Source organism: Gordonia sp. PS3 (assembly GCF_041950545.1).
Lineage (GTDB): Bacteria > Actinomycetota > Actinomycetes > Mycobacteriales > Mycobacteriaceae > Gordonia > Gordonia sihwensis.
Window position 1 is genome coordinate 1,405,222 of record NZ_CP169524.1, and the last position, 22,026, is coordinate 1,427,247.

21 protein-coding genes and 2 tRNA genes are annotated in these 22,026 nt (G+C 68.7%); 10 read left to right on the forward strand and 13 right to left on the reverse strand.

What is annotated here, in order from left to right:
* Positions 1–61: 61 nt before the first annotated feature.
* The 6 genes from ACE11G_RS06485 to aceE all read right to left on the reverse strand — a co-directional run bounded on the left by ACE11G_RS06485 (position 62) and on the right by aceE (position 8,551).
* Positions 62–1,513 carry an acyl-CoA carboxylase subunit beta gene (locus ACE11G_RS06485; RefSeq protein ID WP_006895204.1) on the reverse strand — a complete coding sequence of 484 codons (1,452 nt, stop codon included), beginning with the start codon at positions 1,511–1,513 and terminating at the stop codon, positions 62–64.
* A 27-nt stretch (positions 1,514–1,540) separates the two neighbouring features.
* The gene (locus tag ACE11G_RS06490; RefSeq protein ID WP_062366627.1) at positions 1,541–2,806 is read right to left on the reverse strand and encodes a KasA/KasB family beta-ketoacyl-ACP synthase; all 1,266 of its coding nucleotides are present in this window, start codon (positions 2,804–2,806) and stop codon (positions 1,541–1,543) included.
* A 1-nt stretch (position 2,807) separates the two neighbouring features.
* A complete protein-coding gene (gene acpM, locus ACE11G_RS06495) occupies positions 2,808–3,110 on the reverse strand; it encodes a meromycolate extension acyl carrier protein AcpM (protein WP_006895207.1) in 303 nt (100 codons plus the stop codon).
* A gap of 107 nt (positions 3,111–3,217) precedes the next feature.
* Positions 3,218–4,129, reverse strand: a complete 912-nt coding sequence (locus ACE11G_RS06500; RefSeq protein ID WP_375003960.1) for an ACP S-malonyltransferase — start codon at positions 4,127–4,129, stop codon at positions 3,218–3,220.
* Positions 4,130–4,324: 195 nt separating this feature from the next.
* Positions 4,325–5,602: a CdaR family transcriptional regulator gene (locus ACE11G_RS06505; RefSeq protein WP_006895210.1), complete on the reverse strand. Its 1,278-nt coding sequence runs from the start codon at positions 5,600–5,602 to the stop codon at positions 4,325–4,327.
* 162 nt (positions 5,603–5,764) lie between these two features.
* Entirely contained in the window at positions 5,765–8,551 is a 2,787-nt protein-coding gene (gene aceE / locus ACE11G_RS06510) for a pyruvate dehydrogenase (acetyl-transferring), homodimeric type (protein ID WP_278124189.1), read from the reverse strand.
* Positions 8,552–8,775: 224 nt separating this feature from the next.
* On the opposite strand from aceE, the gene ACE11G_RS06515 reads away from it, so the two are divergent.
* From ACE11G_RS06515 to ACE11G_RS06525, 3 genes are all read left to right on the forward strand, one after another.
* Positions 8,776–9,300 (forward strand): hypothetical protein, encoded by a 525-nt coding sequence (locus ACE11G_RS06515; RefSeq protein WP_278124187.1) that lies wholly within the window; start codon positions 8,776–8,778, stop codon positions 9,298–9,300.
* A 167-nt stretch (positions 9,301–9,467) separates the two neighbouring features.
* Positions 9,468–9,884 carry a DUF3052 domain-containing protein gene (locus ACE11G_RS06520; protein ID WP_006895215.1) on the forward strand — a complete coding sequence of 139 codons (417 nt, stop codon included), beginning with the start codon at positions 9,468–9,470 and terminating at the stop codon, positions 9,882–9,884.
* Positions 9,884–10,366: a redoxin domain-containing protein gene (locus ACE11G_RS06525; protein ID WP_006895216.1), complete on the forward strand. Its 483-nt coding sequence runs from the start codon at positions 9,884–9,886 to the stop codon at positions 10,364–10,366. The genes ACE11G_RS06520 and ACE11G_RS06525 overlap by 1 nt, the downstream gene beginning before the upstream one ends.
* Positions 10,367–10,415: 49 nt before the next feature.
* Here the strand turns inward: ACE11G_RS06525 and ACE11G_RS06530 are convergent, their stop codons facing one another.
* Complete coding sequence (locus ACE11G_RS06530; RefSeq protein ID WP_375003961.1) at positions 10,416–11,294, reverse strand: SGNH/GDSL hydrolase family protein; 879 nt, start codon at positions 11,292–11,294, stop codon at positions 10,416–10,418.
* A 121-nt stretch (positions 11,295–11,415) separates the two neighbouring features.
* The gene (locus ACE11G_RS06535) at positions 11,416–12,228 is read right to left on the reverse strand and encodes a maleylpyruvate isomerase family mycothiol-dependent enzyme (protein WP_062366632.1); all 813 of its coding nucleotides are present in this window, start codon (positions 12,226–12,228) and stop codon (positions 11,416–11,418) included.
* A 124-nt stretch (positions 12,229–12,352) separates the two neighbouring features.
* Between ACE11G_RS06535 and ACE11G_RS06540 the strand changes: the two genes are divergently transcribed.
* Positions 12,353–12,427, forward strand: a tRNA-Val gene (locus ACE11G_RS06540).
* Between the two features lie 42 nt (positions 12,428–12,469).
* Here the strand turns inward: ACE11G_RS06540 and ACE11G_RS06545 are convergent.
* The gene (locus ACE11G_RS06545) at positions 12,470–13,276 is read right to left on the reverse strand and encodes a GNAT family N-acetyltransferase (protein WP_062366634.1); all 807 of its coding nucleotides are present in this window, start codon (positions 13,274–13,276) and stop codon (positions 12,470–12,472) included.
* A gap of 111 nt (positions 13,277–13,387) precedes the next feature.
* On the opposite strand from ACE11G_RS06545, the gene ACE11G_RS06550 reads away from it, so the two are divergent.
* Positions 13,388–14,509, forward strand: coding sequence for a hypothetical protein (locus ACE11G_RS06550; protein WP_156479411.1), 1,122 nt, complete (start codon positions 13,388–13,390; stop codon positions 14,507–14,509).
* Between the two features lie 11 nt (positions 14,510–14,520).
* Here ACE11G_RS06550 and ACE11G_RS06555 read toward each other — a convergent pair.
* Positions 14,521–14,595, reverse strand: a tRNA-Cys gene (locus ACE11G_RS06555).
* A gap of 57 nt (positions 14,596–14,652) precedes the next feature.
* Positions 14,653–15,483, reverse strand: a complete 831-nt coding sequence (locus tag ACE11G_RS06560; RefSeq protein ID WP_375003962.1) for a spermidine synthase — start codon at positions 15,481–15,483, stop codon at positions 14,653–14,655.
* A 35-nt stretch (positions 15,484–15,518) separates the two neighbouring features.
* Here ACE11G_RS06560 and ACE11G_RS06565 point away from each other — a divergent pair, with 35 nt between their 5' ends.
* Together ACE11G_RS06565 and ACE11G_RS06570 are read left to right on the forward strand one after the other, a co-directional pair.
* Positions 15,519–16,472 (forward strand): cobalamin biosynthesis protein, encoded by a 954-nt coding sequence (locus tag ACE11G_RS06565; RefSeq protein WP_375003963.1) that lies wholly within the window; start codon positions 15,519–15,521, stop codon positions 16,470–16,472.
* Positions 16,473–16,557: 85 nt separating this feature from the next.
* On the forward strand, positions 16,558–17,205 hold the full coding sequence (locus ACE11G_RS06570) for a hypothetical protein (protein ID WP_045538697.1): 648 nt from the start codon (positions 16,558–16,560) through the stop codon (positions 17,203–17,205).
* A gap of 16 nt (positions 17,206–17,221) precedes the next feature.
* Here ACE11G_RS06570 and ACE11G_RS06575 read toward each other — a convergent pair whose 3' ends face one another.
* Together ACE11G_RS06575 and ACE11G_RS06580 are read right to left on the reverse strand one after the other, a co-directional pair.
* Positions 17,222–18,163, reverse strand: a complete 942-nt coding sequence (locus ACE11G_RS06575) for an SURF1 family protein (RefSeq protein WP_045538695.1) — start codon at positions 18,161–18,163, stop codon at positions 17,222–17,224.
* A 34-nt stretch (positions 18,164–18,197) separates the two neighbouring features.
* Entirely contained in the window at positions 18,198–18,686 is a 489-nt protein-coding gene (locus tag ACE11G_RS06580) for a low molecular weight protein-tyrosine-phosphatase (protein ID WP_006895231.1), read from the reverse strand.
* 287 nt (positions 18,687–18,973) lie between these two features.
* On the opposite strand from ACE11G_RS06580, the gene cobC reads away from it, so the two are divergent.
* The 3 genes from cobC to ACE11G_RS06595 are packed head-to-tail and all read left to right on the forward strand — an operon-like array spanning position 18,974 to position 22,013.
* Positions 18,974–20,116: an Rv2231c family pyridoxal phosphate-dependent protein CobC gene (cobC, locus tag ACE11G_RS06585; protein WP_081598072.1), complete on the forward strand. Its 1,143-nt coding sequence runs from the start codon at positions 18,974–18,976 to the stop codon at positions 20,114–20,116.
* Positions 20,113–21,258 (forward strand): Nif3-like dinuclear metal center hexameric protein, encoded by a 1,146-nt coding sequence (locus ACE11G_RS06590; protein WP_006895234.1) that lies wholly within the window; start codon positions 20,113–20,115, stop codon positions 21,256–21,258. The genes cobC and ACE11G_RS06590 overlap by 4 nt, the downstream gene beginning before the upstream one ends.
* Complete coding sequence (locus tag ACE11G_RS06595) at positions 21,255–22,013, forward strand: zinc ribbon domain-containing protein (RefSeq protein WP_006895235.1); 759 nt, start codon at positions 21,255–21,257, stop codon at positions 22,011–22,013. The genes ACE11G_RS06590 and ACE11G_RS06595 overlap by 4 nt, the downstream gene beginning before the upstream one ends.
* The last annotated feature ends 13 nt before the right edge of the window (positions 22,014–22,026 follow it).

The following is a 22,026-nucleotide window of genomic DNA, read 5'->3' on the forward strand; positions in this document are numbered from 1 at the left end:
TGTCCCCGGCGCCGTACAGGCGTCCGGGGACATCGTCGAACTCATGCGCTCCAAGTGCGCGTCACAGCGGAATGTTCTTGTGCCGTCCGCGTCGGGCAGGCGCCGAAGCGAGGGCCTCGGCGATGATGCTGCGAGTCTTGGCCGGATCGATGATCTCGTCGACGACGCCGATCGACTGGGCACGGCCGACGCCGCCTGCGATCTGCTCGTGCTCCTGGGCGAGGCGCTCGTGAAGCTCCTCGCGCTCCTCCTCCGGGGCCGCGGCGAGGGTCTTCTTGTGCAGAATGCCGACGGCGGCCTTGGCGCCCATGACGGCGACCTCGGAGCCCGGCCAGGCGAAGACAGCGGTGGCGCCGAGGGCGCGCGAGTTCATGGCGATGTAGGCGCCGCCGTAGATCTTGCGGGTCACGAGCGTGACACGCGGCACCGAGCACTCGGCGAACGCGTGCAGCAGCTTGGCGCCGCGGCGCACGACGCCGTTCCACTCCTGGCCGACGCCCGGGAGGTAGCCGGGGACGTCGGTGATGACGATGATCGGCACACCGAAGGCATCGCACAGGCGCACGAAGCGGGAGGCCTTCTCGGCGGCCTCCGAGTTCAGGCAACCGCCCATCCGGAGCGGGTTGTTCGCGACGATGCCCACGCTGCGGCCCGACAAGCGGCCGAAGCCGACGGTGATGTTCGGGGCCCACTTGGCCTGGAACTCCTCGAAGGTGGTGACCTCCGACTCGCCGTCCGCCGCGAGCTGGGTGTCGAGGAGGGCCTCGACGATCGGGTGGACGTCGTAGGCGCGCCGATTCGACTCGGGCAGCAGTGCGCGCAGGTCGGTGTCGCCGGCCTCCGCCTTCTCCCGGTTGAAGTGACCCTGCTGCGAGAACGTGCCGACCAGACGGCGGGCGCGCCAGTACGCGTCGGCCTCCGAGTCAGCGGTGATGTGGCTGACGCCGGAGCGCTTGCCGTGGGTGTGCGGTCCGCCGAGCGATTCCATGTCGACCTGCTCGCCGGTGACGCTCTTGACCACGTCGGGCCCGGTCACGAAGACCCGGCCCTCCGGAGCCATGATCACGACGTCGGTCAGGGCCGGTCCGTACGCGGCACCGCCCGCGGCGAACCCGACCACCACGGAGATCTGCGGCACGTAACCCGATGCGCGCACCATGGCCTCGAACACGCCCCCCACAGCGTGCAGGGCCTCGACGCCCTCGGCCAGTCGAGCGCCGCCCGAGTGCCAGATGCCCACGACGGGCGCCTGCTCGGCGATCGCGGTGTCGATCGCGTTCACGATGTGAGCGCAGCCGACGATCCCCATGGCACCGCCCATCACGGTGCCATCGGTGCAATAGGAGACGGTGCGAACACCGTTGACGTCGCCGATCGCCGCCAGCACACCCGATTTGTCTCGGGGATGCAGCAGCTCGACGGTTCCGTCGTCGAAGAAGCTAGTCAACCGCAGCAACGGATCGCGCGGATCCGTCGCCTCCTCACGGCCGGGGATGGGTGCCAGTGTGGTCATCGGGTTCTCCTATGCGGGGGTTGGGGATCAGTATCGGCCGAATGCCAAGGCCACGTTGTGCCCACCGAATCCGAAGGAGTTGCTCAGCGCGAAGTCGATCTGTCCGCGGCGAGCCTCACCGTGTACGACGTCGATGTCGCCGCACTCCGGATCCAGGTTGTCCAGATTCAGCGTCGGGGGAATGACGGAGTCCTCCACCGACTTGATGGTCAGGACCGCTTCGAGAGCGCCGACGGCGCCGATCGAATGGCCCAGGGCTGACTTGGGCGCGTAGATGGCTGCGTGGTTGCCCACGGCGGCCTGGATGCCCAGCGATTCTGCGGTGTCTCCGATGGGGGTGGACGTCGCATGCGCGTTGACGTGCGTGATGTCCGATTTCTGCAGACCGGCGGTCTGCAGGGCTCGGGCCATCGCGCGGGTGTTGCCCTGCCCCGAGGGGTCGGGGGCGACGATGTGGAACCCGTCCGAGGTGATGCCGGTGCCCATCAGCCGAGCGTGGATGTGAGCACCGCGCGCCTTGGCGTGGTCCTCCCGCTCGAGGACGAGCATGGCCGCGGCCTCGCCGAAGACGAATCCGTCGCGGTCGGAGTCGAACGGGCGCGACGCGGACGCCGGATCGTCGTTCCGGGTGCTCATCGCGCGCATCATGCTGAAGGCTGCGATCGGCACCGCGTCGATGTGTCCTTCGACGCCGCCGCACACGATCATGTCGGCGTCGCCCATGACGATGTGACGCCATGCGTGTGCGATCGCCTCCGCACCCGACGAGCATGCCGAGACCGGGGTGATGACGCCGGCGCGTGCGCCGATGTTGAGACCTGCGACGGCCGCGGGCCCGTTGGGCATCGCCATCGAGACGGCCAGCGGCGACACCTTGCGGTAGTTGCCGGTGTCCTTCAGAGCTCGGTCGGCGTCGATCAGCGAGTCCGCGCCGCCGATGCCGGTGCCGAGAACCACGCCGAGCCGGTCGGGGTCGACCTCCGGCTCGCCGGCCTGCGCCCACAGGCGCTTGCTCATCACATGCGACATCCGCTCGACGTACGACATGCGTCGCGCCTCGATGCGAGTCACTTCGTTGGTCGGGTCGTCGACGAGACGACCACCGATGCTGACCGGCAATTTGTACTGCTCGACGAAATCGTCGGTCAGCTCCCGAATGCCGGTCTTACCGGCGACGAGATTTTCCCAGGTCGTGTCGAGATCAGCTCCCAGGGACGTGGTGGCGACCATGGAGGTCACCACCACGCTGGGGAACTCTCCACCGCGAGTGGAAAAGTCACGCAGCTCGGTCATGCTACGCCTGGCCGCCCTCGATCTGGGCGGCGATGGCTGCAGCGGTCTCGGGGTTCTCGGCCTCGAGCTTCTGGACGTAGGCGACGGTGTCGCCGACGGTGCGCAGGCTGGCGAGATCCTCGTCCGGAACCTTCACGCCGTACTTGTCCTCGACCTGGACGGCGATCTCCACCATCGACAGCGAGTCGATGTCCAGATCGTCGACGAACGACTTCTCCAGCGTCACCTCCGACGGCTCGATGCCGGTGACTTCCTCGATGATCTCGGCGATGCCTGCGACGAGCTGTTCCTGAGTGGCGGCCACGGTGTGGCTCCCTTCTTCGTTTCTGTACTGCTATGTGGTTTTCCGGAGTCAGCGTGTGCTGAGTGGACGGGCCGTGAGGCCTTCCGGGGGTCGGGTGCTGCCGACCGCTATCCAAGTCCTGGGAGGTCCTCCAGATCGGCGGGGACCTTGACGGCTCGCGAGGGCACGCCCTTCAATTCACGCTTGGCGATGCCCACGAGCGTCCCGCCCGGCGCGAGTTCGACGATCGCGTCGGTGCCCGCCTCGCGGAGGTAGTCCGAACAGAGGTCCCAGCGTACGGGGCTGGTGACCTGAGTGACGAGTCGGCGCAGGGCTTCGGCGCCGGTGGGAACGGGGCGACCGTCTGCGTTCGAGAGCAGGGTCCGGGTGGGGTCGGCGGGCGTGATCTGCGCCGCTGCCTCGGCGAACGCGTCCTGCGCCGGTGCCATGAACCGAGTGTGGAACGCTCCAGCGACCGCCAGTTTGCGCGTGCGCGCCTTGGCGGGCGGCGCCGAGATCAGCTTGTCGATGGCGACGACCGAACCCGCGGCGACGATCTGTCCCCTCGCGTTGCGGTTGGCGGGCACGAGGTCGAGATCGTCGAGGAAGGCGAGCACCTCGGTCTCATCGCCGCCGAGGATCGCGGCCATGGTGGTCTCCTCCAGCGCGCAGGCCTTGGCCATCTCGGCGCCGCGCACGCCGGCCAGGATCATCGCCTCATCGGCCGTCAGGACGCCCGCGACGGCGGCGGCGGCGACCTCGCCGATCGAGTGTCCGGCGATCACGACGTCCGCGGGCAACTCGCCGTGGCGGCGGCGGAACTCGTCGAACGAGAGCAGTGCGGCGGCGACCACGAGCGGCTGGGTGACCGCGGTATCGGTGATCTCCTCCGCCGTCGCTGTGGTTCCGAGGCGTTCGAGGTCGAGTCCGATGGCCTCGGACCACGCGGAGACGCGGTCACGAGCCCCGGGCAGCTCCAACCATTCGGTGAGCATGCCGGGTGTCTGGGAGCCCTGGCCGGGCGCAAGCAACGAAAGCACGTGACTAGGGAACACCTTTCAGCTGTGTCGTAGTGGTGTTGCTGGGTACGAACCTTGGCGGCGATATTTGTAGGGTTCCTACAAAAGTGACTCTGTCGGTGTTCCCATCGTCATCGGGTTGAGATCCGTTACGCGATCGAGTCTGACAAACACCGAACAGGGTCTATACGGCTACTTTGCCGTGACGAGTGTTACTCAGGGGGCTGAATGGGGCGTTCCTTGATGGTTTCGTGCCAATCTCCCGATGGTCAGTGCGACACGCAGAACGAAAGCGTCTCGGGGGTTAGATGCGTCACGTCCGGTGATGTCGGCCACCTTCTTTAGGCGATACCGCACAGTATTTGGATGGATATACAGTTCCCTGGCACAAGTTTCCACCTGGCCGCCGCTGTCGAGGTAGGCCTCGACGGTGTTGACGAGGGTCTCCGAACCGCTCAGGGGTTCCACGATCGTCTCGTCCATCGTCTCGATCGCTGAGCGGTCGCCGTTGAGCGCCCGCTCGGGAAGCAGATCCCAGCTGTAAGCCGGTCGCGGCGCGTTGGGCCATCCGACCACCGCCCGGAGTCCGGCCATGGCCTCGACAGCGCTCGCGTGGGCCGATCCCAGGTTGGGCGTGGTCGGGCCGATCACCACGGGACCCTCGGCGAAGTGCTCGAGGAGGTCGGTGAGAAAGCGGTCGGACGGCCGCAGCGGCCCCTCGACGATCGCGACGAGGGTGCTGCCCTGCACCACCGAGAGTGCGGCGCGGTCGTACTGTTTGGCGGTGTTGTGGAGCGTCAACGCGACCGACACGTTCTGTTCCGGGGGCGGAGATCCGACGATCACCGTCGCCGCGGCGTCGGTGGACCAGTTCAGTGCCGCCGCGCGCGAGAGCAACTGCGGGCCCTCGTCACCGCGCACCACGGCGTCGACCACGAGTGCCTCCATGCGCGAGTCCCACGCGCCGCGCGACTCGGCGGCCGAGGCGTAGATCGCGGCGGCGGCGAATCCGATCTCCCGGCCGTACCGCAGCACCGATTCGGTGAGTGCGCGAAGCTGGGCGTCGTTCCGGGCCAGGAGCGGAAGCCACTTCTCGAAGAACTCCATCGCCACGCGCACCATCTCGACCGTCTGCAGCAGTGAGATGCGCCGGGCCAGGTCCTGGGGGACCACCTGGAATGCCTGGACGGTGAACTTGACGTTCCCCTCCGGGTCCTGGATCCACTCCACGAAGTTGACGACCGCCGTCTGGACCACCAACTGCACGCTGGCCCGCTGCGCCGCGTCGAGGTCGCTGAAATAGGGCAGTTGCTCGGACATCGAGTGGATCGCTTCGGTGGCCAGTCGGCCGCTGTACTGCTTCACGCGGCGCAGCAGGGTGTCGGGCAGCGCGTCGTGCACGGTGGCCGGCGCGGGCACGTGGGCGCCGCGCGCGCCGAAGACGTCGGTGGCGCGCGTCGTCTTCAGACGGGGGTCGGGTTCGGCATCAGGCACGGATTCAATGTAGACCGCTCGCGACCCGCTGTGGCCGGGTCGTATCGGCCGGCCGGACTGGGCCGATGGTCGCGGGCGCTGTCCGTCGAACGTCCCCCCCCTGCGCCGAGACGACCGAACGCCGGCGACGCGAGGTCGCCGGCGTTCGGGTGGTCGGACCGGTCAGGCGACGCCGGGGTCGCTGGTCTGCTCGGGAGCAGCCGAGACGTCGTCGATCTGGTACTTCCGGGCGGCGTCGGCCGCGACGGTGCGGTCGATCTTGCCGTCGCGGGCCAGCGCCACCAGCACTCCGACGACGATGGATTCGGCGTCGATGTTGAAGTAGCGGCGTGCGGCGGGGCGGGTGTCGGAGAATCCGAAGCCGTCGGCGCCGAGGGTGAGATACGTCCCCGGAACGTACGCGCGGATCTGTTCCTGGACGCCGCGCATGTAGTCCGAGACGCCGACGAACGGGCCCTTGGCGTACTGCAGCACCTCGGTGAGGTACGGCCGCGTCGACGACCCCGGGTTGCGCAGTTCGGCCCGATCGGCGGCGATGCCGTCGCGGGCGAGCTCCGACCACGAGGTCACCGAGTACACGTCGGCGGCCACGTCCCACTCCTGCGCCAGCAGGTCCTGGGCGCGCAGGGCATCGCCCATCGTGACGCCCGAGACGAGGATGTTCGCGAAGTGCGCCGCGGGCTGCGGTGCCCTCCGGTACCGGTAGATGCCCTTGAGCAGCCCCGCGACGTCCAGATCCTCCGGCTCGGCCGGCTGGGTGATGGGCTCGTTGTAGACGGTCACGTAGTAGAAGACGTTCTCCGCATCCGGACCGTACATGCGCTCGAGACCGTCGACGACGATGTGCGAGAGCTCGTACGCGAACGCCGGGTCGTAGGAGATGGCGCCCGGGTTGGTCGCGGCGAGCAGCGGAGAGTGTCCGTCGGCGTGCTGCAGACCCTCACCGGTCAGCGTGGTCCGGCCCGCGGTGGCTCCGATGACGAATCCCCGGGCCATCTGGTCGGCCGCGGCCCAGAGACCGTCGCCGGTCCGCTGGAAGCCGAACATCGAATAGAAGATGTACAGCGGGATCATCGGCTCGCCGTGCGTGGCGTACGACGTGCCGACCGCGGTGAAGCTGGCTGTGGAACCGGCCTCGTTGATGCCCTCGTGCAGGATCCGGCCGTTCTCCGCCTCCTTGTAGGCGAGCATCAGTTCGGCGTCGACGGACGTGTAGTTCTGGCCGTGCGGGTTGTAGATCTTCAGGGTGGGGAACCAGGAGTCCATGCCGAAGGTCCGGGCCTCGTCCGGGATGATCGGAACGATGCGCTTGCCGACCTCCTTGTCGCGCAGGAGCTCCTTGAAGATGCGGACCAGCGCCATGGTGGTCGCCACCTGCTGGTTGCCCGAGCCGGATGCCACGGCCTTGAGGGCGGGTGCCGGATCGGCCTGCAGCGGCTTGGCCGCCACCTTGCGGCTCGGGACGAATCCGCCGAGCTGCTTGCGCCGTTCCAGCATGTACTGGATCTCCGGAGAGTCCATACCCGGGTGGTAGTACGGCGGCAGGTACGGGTCGGCCTCGAGCTGCGCATCGGTGATCGGCACATGCGCGGTGTCGCGGAAGGCCTTCAGATCGTCGAGCGTCATCTTCTTCATCTGGTGGGTCGCGTTGCGGCCCTCGAAGTGCTTGCCGAGCGTGTAGCCCTTGATCGTCTTCGCCAGGATCACCGTGGGCTGTCCCTTGTGGGCCATGGCGGCGGCGTATGCGGCGTAGATCTTGCGGTAGTCGTGACCGCCGCGCTTGAGGTTCCAGATGTCCTCGTCCGAGAGATCGTTGACGAGTTCCTTGGTGCGCGGATCACGGCCGAAGAAGTGGTCGCGGATGAACGCGCCGTCGTTGGCCCGGTAGGTCTGGTAGTCGCCGTCGGTGGTGCGGTTCATCAGGTTGACCAGCGCACCCTCCTTGTCGGCGTGCAGCAGATCGTCCCACTCGCGGCCCCACACCACCTTGATGACGTTCCAGCCCGCGCCGCGGAAGAACGACTCCAGTTCCTGGATGATCTTTCCGTTGCCGCGGACCGGGCCGTCGAGCCGCTGCAGATTGCAGTTGATGACGAAGGTCAGGTTGTCGAGCCCGTCGATGGCGGCGACCTGCGCCAGACCGCGCGACTCGGGCTCGTCCATCTCACCGTCGCCGAGGAACGCCCAGACGTGCTGGTCGGAGGTGTCCTTGATTCCGTTCGCGTGCAGGTATTTGTTGAACCGGGCCTGGTAGATCGCGTTCATCGGGCCCAGGCCCATCGAGACGGTGGGGAACTGCCAGAACTCCGGCATCAACCGGGGATGCGGGTACGACGGCAGCCCGCCGCCTTCGCCGGCGTGGCTCTGCTCCTGACGGAAGCCGTCGAGCCGCGCCTGGTCGATGCGTCCTTCCAGGAAGGCGCGCGCGTAGATGCCGGGTGAGGCGTGGCCCTGGATGAAGACCTGGTCGCCGCCGCCGGGATGATCCTGGCCGCGGAAGAAGTAGTTGAAGCCGACTTCGTAGAGCGAGGCCGACGACGCGTACGTCGAGATGTGGCCGCCCACGCCGATGCCGGGCCGCTGTGCTCGGTGGACCATGATCGCGGCGTTCCACCGGATGAAGGCGCGGTAGCGGCGCTCCAGATCCTCGTCCCCGGGGAACTCGGGTTCCAGTTCGGTCGGAATCGTGTTGACGTAGTCGGTGTTCGTCAACGCGGGGATGCCCACACGCTTGTCCTCCGCGCGTTCCAGAATGCGCAGCATGAGGTACCGCGCGCGCTCGGGGCCCGCGTCGGCGAGCATGGCGTCGAAGGACTCGAGCCACTCGTCGGTCTCCGTGGGGTCGTTGTCGACCAGGTAGGACGCGACGCCGTCCCGAATGACCTGAACGCGGCTCCCGCTCGACGCCGGCGCGCCGGCCTTGTCGGTGCCGGCGATCTGATCAGTCACTGTCTGCCACCTATCTCGCAGTCCACCGAAGCGATTGCCGCCGCGAACTGCATGTCGGGGCCGCCGGGGTGGGGCGGCCGGATACGTGCCGCGGAACGATGGTGCGGCCTTGCCTATATCGTGCCGCAAATCACCGGCTCTGGCGCAAGATGTGTCCAGTCACATGCCGCTCGGGTGCGGTAGCGTCGGCGTATCCGCTGCTTCTCTCCCGAAAGGGGGACCTCGTGGGCCGGACGGCTCGGTCGATCGTGGTCGCGGCGACGGCGCTGACCGCTGTCGCCGCCGTCCCGGCGTGCTCATCGGACGACGAGTCGCCGAGTCCGACGGTCTCGGTCGGCACGGTCACCAGGACCGTTGCCCGCGCGGGATCCTCCGAAGCGGAGAAAGTCGCCGTCGTCCGATTGTGCCAGCAGGTGATCACTTCGGCCGGTGTGATGGCACGCGATTACAACGCCTTCGTCAAACGCCTCAACGAGGTCCAGGATTACGCGAAGGTCGGATCCGAGGACCGCTGGGCGGTCGACACTCTCGACACGGGTGCCGAGGAGGTCCGCAAGGCCGTCTCGCCCGAGGTGCCGGAGAAGGTCGACGCGCAGGTGGAGGCATTCGTCGCCAGTGCCGAACGCCTGGCCGAGCAGATTCAGGCGAAGCGGCGCCAAGCGCTCAACGGCGCCTCCGACAGATGGGACGCGGACCGTACCGCACTACTCGACACGTGCGCGGGGTATCTCCCCGCGGGATCGGCGTGAACCGTCCCGAATCCGTTGCAGAGAAGCACCAATCCCGTACTTCGGGCGGTTAGACACTGTGCTCGGGGGTAGTTTGCCTTTACGCTGTCACATAAGTTGCGCCGTCGTGGCGTGGCCCGGCACGTGCGGAATGCACGGCCCGCTACATCGAATGGAGGTCGTACGCGGTGGTAACCGCCCCAGAAGGCAGGGCTGTCAAGCTCGGTTTCACCAACGGCATGGTGGTGCAGGAGATCGGGTGGGACGAGGACACCGACGATGATCTCCGAATCGAGATCGAGGACGCGATCGATGCCGAGATGCTCGACGACGATGCGGACGACGTCATGGACGCCGTGGTGCTGTGGTGGCGCGACGACGACGGAGACCTCGTCGATGCGCTGATGGACGCGATCGGTCCGCTCGCCGAAGGCGGGTTCATCTGGGTGCTGTCGCCGAAGACCGGCCGCGACGGTTACGTCGATCCCAGCGAGATCGCGGAGGCCGCGCCGACCGCCGGACTCACGCAGACCTCCGTCGTCAATCTCGGAGACTGGTCCGGCGCCCGTCTGGTCACGCCGAAGGCGCGCGCGGGTAAGCGCTGATGGCCGCTCAGTCGGTGGCCGCACCCCTCGCGACGGGGACTCTCGCCCCGGATTTCGAGTTGCGGGACCAGAACAATCAGGTCGTCAAGCTCTCCGCGCTGCGCGACCGCAATGTGCTGATCGTCTTCTTCCCGCTGGCCTTCACCGGCACGTGCGAAGGCGAACTCGGCTTTCTGCGCGACAATCTGCCGCGTTTCGACAACGACGACGTCACCGTGGTCACGGTGTCGGTGGGCCCGCCCCCGACTCACAAGGTGTGGTCGTCGGCGCAGGGTTTCCTGTTCCCGATCCTCTCGGACTTCTGGCCGCACGGTGCGGTGGCGGAGGCGTACGGCGTCTTCGACGCCGAGCGCGGCTTCGCCAATCGCGGGACGTTCGTTGTCGGGCGCGACGGTGTCGTGGCGTACTCGGCGATGGTCGGCCCGGGCGAACAACGCGGCGACGAGACCTGGGACGCGGCGTTGGCGGCTGTCGCGCAGTAGCGCCGTTCCACCGGTCGGGCCGCGTGACGGGGTGCCCGAGGCGCCGGGCTCAGCGCCGGGGGAACGAGGTGGCCAGCGCGGTCGCGAGCAGGCGGTTGCGCTGAATCATCGCGTCCGGGGTGTAGTGCACCCCGTCGACGTACCAGGACCGGTCCGTATGCGCGGCGAAGTCGTAGACCCGCAGGTTCGGGTAGCGGTGCGCCGCACGCCGGAGCGCCGCGTTGAATGCGAGCATGTGTGCGTCGGCGTACTGGGGTAGAGCTCCGTCGCCCGTGCGCACCGTGGGCCAGAGAACCGGTCGGCCGGCCAGACGGTGCATCACCAGGTCGATGCGGCGGTCGGCGCTGATATGACTGCCCTCCGCGATGCGTGCCGCGTCGTTGGCTCCGAGGGCGATGACCCAGCAGCCGTCGTGGCCGCTGCGGAGTTGATCGTCGATCGCTTCGAGTCCGCTGGGGCGGCCGCCGGCCGGTTCGACGACCGCACGGCCGTTGGCCGCGTCGAGGTAGACCTTCTTCGCGCCCACGCGCCGGTACTGGGGGGTCATGCGGTCGGTGGGGCTGGGCACGCGAAGCGAGTTGTCCAGACCCACCGACGTCGAATCGCCGATCTGAACCACGGTGTTGCACATCGTCTTCTGATTCGGGCGCGGCAGGTTCTGAGTGCCGGATCCGAGCGGATGAGTCAGCACCCAGAGGTACGACGGAACGTCGAACGGTGTGTCGGAGACTCCGCGCTGCGTGCTCAGATTCTGAGTGATGATCCGGGAGACGGCGTCGAGCGTTCCGGCGACGTCGGTCTTGGCCGACGCCGCGGGCGCGACGATCGTCGTTGCGGCGGCCGCCGCGATGACAGCAGCAGTGAGTCGCCGCCCGCGGCGGAAGCGCGTGCGGCGGCGGTCGTCGGTAACAGGAGTCTCAGTAGTCACAACAATTACATTGCACCGGACGTGCGACACTCGCCGCAACGCCCGAGCGTGTCGGTTGAGTCACAGTTCCCGGTCGAGTCGAACGTGGTCCCGGCGTCGGCGGGCGGGGGACCGGGAGAGCTCAGATGAGGTAATGCAGGCTGCGGATGATCGCCGCGCCGAGTTCCGTATCGCCGGTGACCTCCACCTCCGCGTCGCCGGCGCTGGGCCGTCCGCCGACCGAACGGGCGAGGTCGAGCCCGTCGAGGCGGAGCGTGACGTCGGGCTCTCCGTCGACGGCCGGCACCACCGCGGCGCGGTCCTCGGTGACGACGAAGAAGGTGAACGGATACAGGCCGGTGATGTCGAAACGGACAGTGCTGCCGACCTCGGCGCGAGCCTTCTTGCCGACGACGTACGGCATCGAGCTCTCGATCTCGCGGAGCGCCCAGTGCGCCGGCTCCACGTTCTCGGGGACGCCGAGGCCGAGCGCGTCGCGGATGTCGATCTCGTGCACCCAGCAGTCGAAGTCGCGGACCCGCATGAATCGCCCGTAGGTGTCCGGACCGGCGGGCGTGGCCGTCTCGGCGTCCCACTGGCCTTCGGTCATGCCGCGCAGCGCCTTGCTGCGCTCAGCGGTCACCGTGCGGAGGTCGGTCATCAGCTCGTCGCGGGACCGCGATCGGTAGTGGTCGATCCACCGCTCGTTGAGTTCGCCGATCGGGTTCTTCACGTGGGCGATCTGCGAGGTGTCGATGGACGACGCGGGCTGCCTGCCGGCCAGCATCGACTCGGTGCCCGCGATGTGTGCGACGATGTCGCGGATCTGCCACCCGGGCAGGGGCGACGCGGCGGTCCATTGCGCGTCGGATAGTGGGGAGACGAGGTCGTCGATGGCCTTCCACTGCGTCTCGAGGGCGCTGATCAGCGGTTCCTGCGGCACGATGGTCGTCACTGGGCATCCTTCCGTGGAATGGGGGCTCCGCTTCACGCTAGCCGTAGCGGCCGCGCGTATCCCGGTTTGGGCCCGACGCCGCCGAGCCGATATCTTGGTGTGGGCCGCAGCACGTCTCGGCCGGGCGCGTATAGCTCAGCGGTAGAGCTCTGGTCTTACACACCAGCGGTCAGGGGTTCGAATCCCTTTGCGCGCACCACCCACCTGATGCTCGGTGACGGCTCGGCATCGCACCCCGGCATCACGCCACCGGACGCCGACCGTAGCTCTGCACGCGGCAGATCTCCGAGAATCCCAGCCGTCGGTACAGGCCTTCTCCTTCGGGCGAGGCGGTGAGCACGCACGTCTTCGCGCCGCCGAGCACGGCGCGGTCGAGCGCGGCTTCGGTGAGACGCGTTCCGATCCGACGGGAGCGCCACTCCGCAGCGACGATCACGTGTTCCACAGCCGCGGACACTCCGGCGACCACCGCCGCTGAACACCCGACGACTCTTCCACGGTGGAGCGCCAGAAAATGCGTCACGATCGGTGCGGCCGAACCGCTTTCGGGCAGGCCGAATCCGGTGAACGGTGCCAGCGCCGCAGTGATACCGGGAAGGTGCTCGGAAGCGGCATCCTCGGCAGCCCAGAAGCGCGCCCAGCGATCGAGATCCCTGAGCGACCTGCAGGCTTGGATCGTCACTTCGGAAGCGTCGCGGTCGGTCGTCACGTCGTCCGTCGGCAACGCCCACCGCGCGAGTGGCAGCGTCATGAGCGGCTCTTCCTCCACCGCAGCGAGGCCTGATTCGCGCATCGCTGCCTCCACGTCGGCGAAACCCTCGGTCCCCGGCCACAGCGACCAGAGCGCTGGCACGTCGTCCATCAGTTCGAGGCAGGCGGGGACATCGTCCGCGGTGAACCACAGCACCCGATTGAGCTCGGCGTGCCGGGCGCCTGTCCGTGCCCAGACGAGCGAGGGCGTCTCGCCCCACCGCTCCGCGCGGGCCAGATGTGTCCGCAGGTAGTGACCTCGTGCCGCCGCTGCCGTGGCTTCGGTTTCGTTGCACACAGTCTGTGACGCTAGCCCACCGCCGGTCCGGAATCATGACGAGGAACCGGGCCGCGGATCGGGGACGTCCGCTCGCGTTTGGCGACGATCGAGTCGGGTACCCGCGTCGGCGTGGGTGAATACGTCTCGAACGCAGCAGATGCACATGGAACCCGCGCCGACGCGGCCGAGCCGGACGATCTCCGGCTCTGGCCGCCGCCGACGGTCGGTCTGCTGGCGGACCCCGGCGCACCCCGGCAACTCGCGGAGGCGATCGGCGGCGGCCTCGCTGAAGATCTCGGTGACGACCTCGGCGGGCAGTGGTCGGTGGAAGTCAGCGAGGAGTCGTTGCCGATCGCTCCGAGCGGCGCGATTCCCCTCGCCGAACGCACGCCGGACCTCTTGCGGCGCCACCGATGGCGATACGTCGTCTATCTCACGGACCTGACTCACTATCGAGGGCGGTCGGCCCTCCGCTATCTGCTCGCCGCGGGTGAACCGGCGGTCGTCGTGTTCGTCCCGACTCTCGGCTGTACGCGACGGCGCACCAAGGTGCGCACGCTCGTTCGCGAGATACTCCGAGCGGACGCAGAGACCGACACCGGCGTGGACTACCGCCCGGGCGGCCACAGCCACGTCTGGCCACCCGCATCTCAGCTACCCGACGATGGTGTACGAGGTCCGCTCGGACATGCGCGAATGCTGACCGGGATGGTGCACAGCAATCGGCCGGCCGCCATGGGGCGGGCGCTGCGCGGCTGCACGGCCGTCGGTATGGCCTCGGGGGCCTTCGGCATCTTCTTCGGGAGCGTGTGGCCGATCGCCGACTCGATGTCGTTCGCACGTCTGGCGGCGGTCAGCGTCTGCGTGATCGCTGCGCTCAGCTCGTGGCTGATCCTGCGCAACGGGCTCTGGACCCGTCGACGTCGGAACCTGGCACCGCAGAGCGGCTCGCTGGACAATGCCTCCACCGTCGTGACCGTCTCGTCGGCGGTGACACTCATGCACGTGATTCTCTTCGTCGGACTGACCGTACTGGCCACGGCGGTCGTGGAGCCGGCGTATCTGGCGAGCCGACTGGGCCACGCCGTCTCGGTTGTCGATTACCTCGTCATCGGCTGGTTCGCGGCGTCGATGGGGACCATGGCCGGTGCACTCGGCTCCAACTTCGACAACGAAGAGGTGGTCCGAGAGGCCACCTACAGCCAGCGATGGCACCAGCGCCGTCTCATGTTCGAGGACTACGGCGGCTGAACGCGGATGAATGGAGCGGATGGCAGGATTCGAACCCGCGTCGCACGGTATTGCAGACCGCTGCCTCGCCACTCAGCCACACCCGCAGGTCTTCGACGATGCCGGGCGAGGACGCCGTCGTCGACCGTTGTGCCCGCAGTGAATCAAACAGTGCCGGGCCGGGTGGCGGGGCCGTCGCGCAGGACGGCGCCGGAACCGAACGCCCGCGCGGCGTCGCCGGTCATCAACCGGGCCGGTTCGGGATCGGAGCGCAGCCGCCGTTCCAGTTCGGGAGAGTCGGGGACCGGGCCGTCGGACGCCACGACGACCACGTTGCCGCTGCGCCGCCCTTTGAACATCGACGGGTCGGCGATCAGGGTGATGTTCGCGAACACCTCGGCGACGGTGGCGACCTCGCTCCGGACGGACTTGAGGTCGCGACGGTCGCCGCAGTTGGCGATGTAGAGGCCTCCGGGGGCGAGCACGCGACGCACCGCCTGGGTGAACTCAGCCGTCTTCAGATGGTCGGGTGTGAGGCTCTCGGCGAAGGCGTCGCGGATCACCACGTCGCGCGTCTGTTCGCGCAGACCGGTCACCACCTCCCGCGCATCGCCCACCCGGATTCGCAGACGGGGTGCGCGCGGGAGGTCGAACCATTCGCGGGCGAGCCGGGCGAGTTCGGCGTCGATCTCGACGGCGACATGGCGTGAGGCGGGATAGGTGTGCGCCAGAGCGCGGGGCAGCGCGCATGCCGCGGCGCCGAGGTGTAGGAATCGCAGTCCCGCGGACCGGTCGGAGTAGCAGTCCTCGACGGCGGCGACCGCCTGCCGCATGTACTCGAACTCGAGCAGGTCCGGACGAGCGGGCGCGATGTGACTGCTCTGCACACCGTTGACGGTCAGCAGCCAGCCACCCTCGCGGTCGGAGGCGAGCTCGGCGACGCCGGTGGAGATCTCGAATGAGCCCGGCTCGGGCTCGGAACGTGCGGTGGCCATCGGGGACCGATTCTAGTCGCCGATACGATCACCGGATGCGCAGGAATCGGGCGGAGGCGGCGGGACTGGCGATCGGAGCGGCCGCGGATGCGGCCTTCGGCGACCCGCGGCGAGGACACCCGGTGGCGCTGTTCGGCAGCGCCGTGGCCCGGCTGGAGCGACGGGCGTACGCCGACGTCAGACCGGCCGGCGCGGTCTTCGCCGGAGGATGGATCGCAGTCGCGGTCGCGGTCGGTGCCCTGGCGCGGCGGACGGGCCCGGCGGGCACCGCGGCGGCGACCTTCACCGCGCTCGGCGGCACGTCGTTGTGCCGGATCGGCGACGACATCGCCGGAGCCCTCGAATCCGGTGACGTCGACCGGGCGCGCCGGCTGGTATCGGGACTGGTGGGACGGGACCCCGATCTGCTCGACGAGTCCGGGATCTGCCGCGCCGCCGTCGAATCCATCGCGGAGAACACGTCCGACGCCGCGGTCGCACCGCTGCTGTGGGGCGCGGTCGCCGGCGCGCCCGGCCTGCTCGGCTATCGGGCGGTCAACACCCTGGACGCGATGATCGGCTACCGCTCGGACCGGTACCGGAACTTCGGGTGGGCGGCGGCGCGGATCGACGACGCCGCGAATCTCGCGCCGGCTCGGATGACGGCGGTGGCCGCGGCGCTGGTGAGCGGCCGGCCCGTGACCGTGTGGCGTGCGGTGCGCAGAGACGCCGGAGCACACCCCAGCCCGAACGCCGGGGTGGTGGAAACCGCGTTCGCGGCGGCCCTCGGCATCGAACTCGGCGGTCGCACGGTGTACCCGCACGGGGTGGAGGACCGACCGCGGCTGGGCGACGGCCGGGCGCCGCTCGCATCCGATCTGCGCGCGGCGGTTGTGCTGTCGCGCCGGATTCAACGGCTCTCGGCCGTCGTCGCCGTGGCGGTGGCGGTGCGTCTGGCAGGCAGGCGCGGACGGTCAGGAACGACGCGCGGTGACTCGCATCGGTGGTGAACGAACAGGTGAACGGCGTCCGAGCGCGCGGTGGTGATTCGTCTGAATTGATATCGTTCGCGAACCATCCTCGAAGGGAGACCCGATGAAGCACGGTGCCAAACTCGCAGTACTCGGCGCAGCAGCAGGAACACTGACGGTGCTGGCTCCACCGGCGAATGCGGTGCCGGCCCCCGGTACGCCCGAAGGGGCCGTCACATTCTCGGCGAAGAACCTCGGCGGCTGCAAGGCCGAGTTCTCCATTGTGAACAAGACGAACGTGACGACATACACGATCGACTGGCGTATCGACGAAGAAGCCGGACGAATGGTCGAGGATATTCCGTTCGAGATCTACCGGACCGGTGGCATGTCATCGAAGGCTGCTTCGCCGACCTGGCCGGACGAGGTACCCGATAACACCGTCGACAACCGCACCATGGTCTCGGACCGGGCACCGGTGACGGCGACCTACGTGCAGGATCTGAAGAACCCGACCGGGACGTTCAACCCGGCGCTTCCGAACCCCGGTGCCTCCACCCATCGCGTCGACTACCGAATCGTGCTCGGCCCTCCCGGAAACAACGGCCAGACGCCGAACGAACAGCCGGAGTGGCTGGGCGACCGCCAATGGCGCAGCGTCACGGTCACCGGATGCGGGTCCGGCCCCGACATGGGCAGCAGCGGATCAGTCGGCAGCAGCGGGTCCGTAGCCGGCTCGCTCGGCGACCTGCTGAGCGGATTGTTCAGCTGACCGTGCGCATTCTCCGTCAGCTGCGGTAGCGCTGCGCGAGCTTGGCCTTCACCTCGTCGTCGGTGTCGGCGGGCGCCGCGCCGCCACCGATCTCGGCGGTCTTCTTGGCCGTCATGTCGTTGCCGGTGAAAGTTCCCGCTTCGCGCAGCTGGCTGCGGATGCGCTCGCGGTCTTTGCGCGGCGGGGGCGGCGGAGCGGCGGTGTCGTCGCCGGTCTTCTTCGCGGCGCGACGCGCCTTCACCTCGGAGTAGATGAAGTACGCGGCGCCCAACGGGGCCATGACACCGAAGGCCAGCCACTGCAGTCCGTACGAGAGGTACGGGCCCGACTCGAGTTGCGGCAGAGCGATCTCGCCGAGTGAGCCGGGCTGGTTCGGAGACAGCTGAAGATAGAGATTCTCGCTGGTCAGGCCGGTGGACTGCCCCAAGAGGCGGGTGTCGATGGTGTATGCGGTGCGCTGCCCGTTCTCGACGCGGGGTTCTTTGCCCGGGCTCGTCGACTCGGTCTTGCGCAGGCGCGCGGTGACGGTCACCTCGCCGGTCGGTGCGGGCGCGACGTCGACGCGGTTGTTGTCGCCGGGCCGCACGTAGCCGCGGTCGATGAACAGAACGCGATCACCGCCGGCCACCTGGAAGGGGGTCACGACCTCCACGGAGGGACGCTCGTCGGCACTGCGGAGGCGGATGAGGGTCTGTTCGTCGTCCAGGTACCGGCCGGTGACCTCGACCTCGCGCCACTCGGAATCCGGATTCAGCGGCCGGCCGGCCGGGGCGAGTTCGTCGATCGGGACCGGAGCGGTGGACTCGGCCGTACGGATCAGGTCGTTGCGGTGCTCGGTGTCGGAGTTCTTGCCCAGCTGCCACGGCGCGAGAACCGTGAAACAGGCGGCCGCGAATGTGACCACGAAGACGGCCAGGAGCAGCCAGCCCGGTCGCAGGAAGGTCTTGAGCACACGCACGACTCCAGGTTACTGGCTGCTGGAATCGGCTCGGTCAGTCGTCGTCGGCCAGGGTCGCGTGCACCCACGCCAGCAGCCCGGGAACGGCGGCCTCGACCTGCTCGCGAACCAAGGTGAAATCCGCCGGACTGCCATAGAACGGATCGGGGACATCAGCGCCGTCGGCGTCGGGATCGAAACTGCGCAGGAGCCGGACCCGATCCCCGAGTCGCTTGCGTTCCAACTCGGCGACGTGACCGCTGTCGGCGGCGACCAGCAGGTCGGCCGACAGGTGATCGGGCGTCAGCTGGGCGGCGACGTGCTGATCGGAGTAGCCGTGGGCGAGCAGTTCGGTCCGCGCGCGGTTGTCGGCGGGCTCGCCGATGTGCCAGCCGCCGGTTCCGGCGCTGCTCACCCGGACGCGGTCGGCCAGGCCGGCCTCCTCGATCGCCGAGGTGAAGATCGACTCCGCCATGGGCGAGCGGCAGATGTTGCCGGAACAGACGAAGCACACGTGCAGTGTGCGGGGCGAGTTGTCAGACACCGAGTTCCTCACACGATTTGGTGAACCGCGTCGCAGTCCAGTCGTTTGTTGTTCTTCCCATCACGGCTGCGTGCCCGGCGGCAGCCATCGCGGCCGTGACCTGTCCGGGGAACCGATCCTCACGCCGACCGTCCCGACTCGGGGCGTTGTCACATTCGACTGTAGTACGTCGCACACGTGACCGACGCCCTCGGACGAGGCCGGGCGTGTGGCCGCGGCAGTCCTTCGACGTGCCGGGCGCGGGGCCCGGGCCCGTGCCGTCGACCGTGCACGTAGTGTCAGAGGTCATGAAACCGGGCAACTCGCAGACGACGTCCGTCGTTGAGCAGACGCCGTCCGGATCGGCCGAGTTCTTCGATCCCGATCGGCACGGCGACGAGGACACCGCTCCGGGTGTGATCGACTTCGCCGTGAACGTGCGGCCGGGCCCGCCGGAATTCCTCGTCTCGGCGTTGCGCGATCGGATCGCCGATCTGGGCCGATATCCGAGTGCGGCGGACCTGACCGCGGCCACCAGCGCGGTGGCGCGCCTGCACGGCCGCGATCGGTCGGAGGTGCTGTTGCTGGGTGGTGCGGCCGAAGGGTTCGAACTGCTCGCCAAGCTCGCACCGAAACACGTCGCGCTGGTCCAGCCGTCGTTCACCGAGCCCGAGCGCGTGCTGCGTGCCGCCGGTGCGCGCATCAGTCAGGTGATCCTGACCGACCCCTGGTCGCTGGCGGACGTCCACGTTCCCGACGACGCAGACATGGTGGTGGTCGGCAACCCGACCAATCCGACGTCCGTGCTGCACACGCGCGCGCACATCGACTCGCTCCGGCGGCCGGGCCGGACCGTGGTGATCGACGAGGCCTTCGCCGATCTCACCCTCGACCCGGTCACCGGCGCCCACGAACCGCAGTCGCTGGCAGGAGAGCGCTCCGACGATCTGATCGTCGTCCGGTCGATCACGAAGACGTTCGCGCTCGCGGGGCTGCGCGCCGGCTACCTGCTGGCCTCGCCTGCGATCATCGCGCGGCTCTCGACGGGCCGCAGGCACTGGCCGCTGGGCACGCTCGCGCTCGTCGCGCTCGCGGTGTGCGCCGGCGACGAAGGGCAGGCGTACGCGCGGGCCCAGAGCGAGGCGGTGGCAGCGCATCGCGCGTATCTGAGCACCCGGCTCGCCGAGTGCGGGTGGCCGCCCGCGGCGGACGCGGCGGCATCCTATGTGCTGATCCGGGTGCCGAACGCGCTGCAGGTGAAGGAACGCCTGCGTCACCGCGGGATCGGCGTTCGCAGCTGCGCCAACTTCGTCGGGCTCGGACCGGACCATCTGCGCATCGCGGTCCGGAGCCCGGAACTCACCGACGTGCTCGTCGGCGCGTTGCAAGATGTGATGGCGGAGAACGCACCGCCCTTCACCCGACAGAGCCGAGAGAGTGAGGCCACATGAGTCCCCGTCTGCCGAGCCCGCGACTGGACGAGGTGATCGCGGAGCTGGAGCGCGTGTACCCGCCCCGGCTCGCCGAGAGCTGGGACGCCGTCGGCTTGGTCTGCGGCGACCCGGCCGAACCCGCGGACAGCGTGCTGGTCTGCGTCGACGTCACCGACGCCGTGGTCGACGCCGCGCTCGAAGCCGGTGCGACGCTCATCGTGGCCCACCACCCACTGCTGATGCGGGGCGTCACGTCGGTGGCCGCCGACACTCCCAAGGGCCGCATCGTGCATCGCCTCATCCGGGGCGGATGCGCGCTGTACGCCGCGCACACCAACGCGGACAAGGCACGCCGGGGCGTGTCGGATGCGCTCGCGGAGACGCTCGGTCTCCTCGACACCGTGCCGCTGGCTCCCGAGCCCGCGCCGGCATTGGACAAATGGGTGGTGATGGTCCCCGAGGGCAGCGCGGATCAGGTGAGTGAGGCGATGTTCAACGCCGGGGCGGGCGCTCTGGGCGAGTACCGCAATTGCCAATGGAGTGTGGTCGGTACCGGACAATTCCTGCCGGTGGACGGTGCCTCGCCCGCTGTGGGGGCCGTCGGAGCCCTGACCCGGGTGGATGAGGAACGGCTCGAGATGGTCGCGCCGCGGCATCTGCGCCGGTTGGTCCTCGGTGCGCTGCGCGAGGCGCACCCGTACGAGGAACCGGCCTTCGACGTGTTCGAGCAGGCCGTCACGGACGGTGACGTGGGTCTGGGCCGGGTGGGACGACTGCCCGAGCCGATGACCTTCGGCCAGTTCGTCGCCCACGCCGGACGCGTCCTGCCCGCCGCGGCGTGGCCGGTCCGCGGGGCGGGTGATCCGGCTGCGACGGTGGAGACCGTCGCGGTGTGCGGTGGTGCCGGTGACTCGCTCATCGGTGCGGCGAGCGCGGCCGGCGCCGACGTCTACCTGACCGGCGATCTGCGCCACCACGTGGTCGACGAATCGCTACGCGACCGATCGCCGGCCCTGGTCGACGCCGGCCATTGGGCCACCGAGTTCCCGTGGTGCGAGAGCGTCGCCGATATCCTGACCGAGATCGGTTGCCGGACGACCGTATTCCAAGACCCGACCGATCCCTTCACGGTGATCGCCGGCCCCAAGGAGCAGCAGTGAAGGTCCCGAACGCTCAGCAGCGCCGACTGCTCGACCTGGCCGAGATCGATGCCGATCTCGCGAAGGCTCGCCACGAACGCCGCAGCCTCCCGGAGGTCGCGGAGCTGGCCCGACTCACCGAGGAGATGGAGAAGATCCGTGAGGACCGCGCCCGTGCTCAGGTGGCGGTCGACGATCTGCAGAGCGAGTACGAGCGCATCGACGCGGAACTGTCGGGCACGACGGAGCACCTGCGGCGCGACCAGGCGCAGATCGAGTCGGGTGCGCTCAACCACAAGGCACTTGCCGAACTCCAGCACGAGGTGACCGGTCTGCAGCGCAGGTCGGAGAACCTGGAGACCGAACTCCTCGAGATCATGGAGCAGCAGGAGGCGACGACGGCGGAAGCCGAGCGCACCGAGGCCGCGCTGTTGCACGCCACCGAACGCGAACTCGACCTGATCGCACGGCGCGACGCCGCGGGCGTCGCGGTCGACGAACGCATCGACGACCTCGCCGTCAAACGGACGGCCGTGGTGGAGGGCGTCGACGAGTCGCTGCTGGCGGTCTATGAGAGGCTGCGGTCGCAGGGCAAGGTCGGCGCCGGACTGCTGCGCCAGCGTCGATGCGGCGCGTGCCGGATGGAACTCGATCCGCGGACGCTGTCGAGAATCGCCGCCGCCGACGAGGACGAGGTGGTGCGCTGCGAGGAGTGCGGGGCGATCATGGTGCGGACCGAGCAGTCGGGTCTGCCGCGACCCGGATCGGCTCAGTGACCGCCGACCGCCG

Bases quoted from the DNA above. Each gene is read 5' to 3' on its own strand.
- ACE11G_RS06570 (WP_045538697.1), top strand. From the start codon at position 16,558: ATGAAGCACGGTGCCAAACTCGCAGTACTCGGCGCAGCAGCAGGAACA.
- ACE11G_RS06490 (WP_062366627.1), bottom strand. From the start codon at position 2,806: ATGACCGAGCTGCGTGACTTTTCCACTCGCGGTGGAGAGTTCCCCAGC.
- ACE11G_RS06590 (WP_006895234.1), top strand. From the start codon at position 20,113: ATGAGTCCCCGTCTGCCGAGCCCGCGACTGGACGAGGTGATCGCGGAG.
- ACE11G_RS06560 (WP_375003962.1), bottom strand. From the start codon at position 15,483: ATGGCCACCGCACGTTCCGAGCCCGAGCCGGGCTCATTCGAGATCTCC.
- ACE11G_RS06565 (WP_375003963.1), top strand. From the start codon at position 15,519: ATGCGCAGGAATCGGGCGGAGGCGGCGGGACTGGCGATCGGAGCGGCC.
- cobC (WP_081598072.1), top strand. From the start codon at position 18,974: ATGAAACCGGGCAACTCGCAGACGACGTCCGTCGTTGAGCAGACGCCG.
- ACE11G_RS06485 (WP_006895204.1), bottom strand. From the start codon at position 1,513: ATGACCACACTGGCACCCATCCCCGGCCGTGAGGAGGCGACGGATCCG.
- ACE11G_RS06525 (WP_006895216.1), top strand. From the start codon at position 9,884: ATGGCCGCTCAGTCGGTGGCCGCACCCCTCGCGACGGGGACTCTCGCC.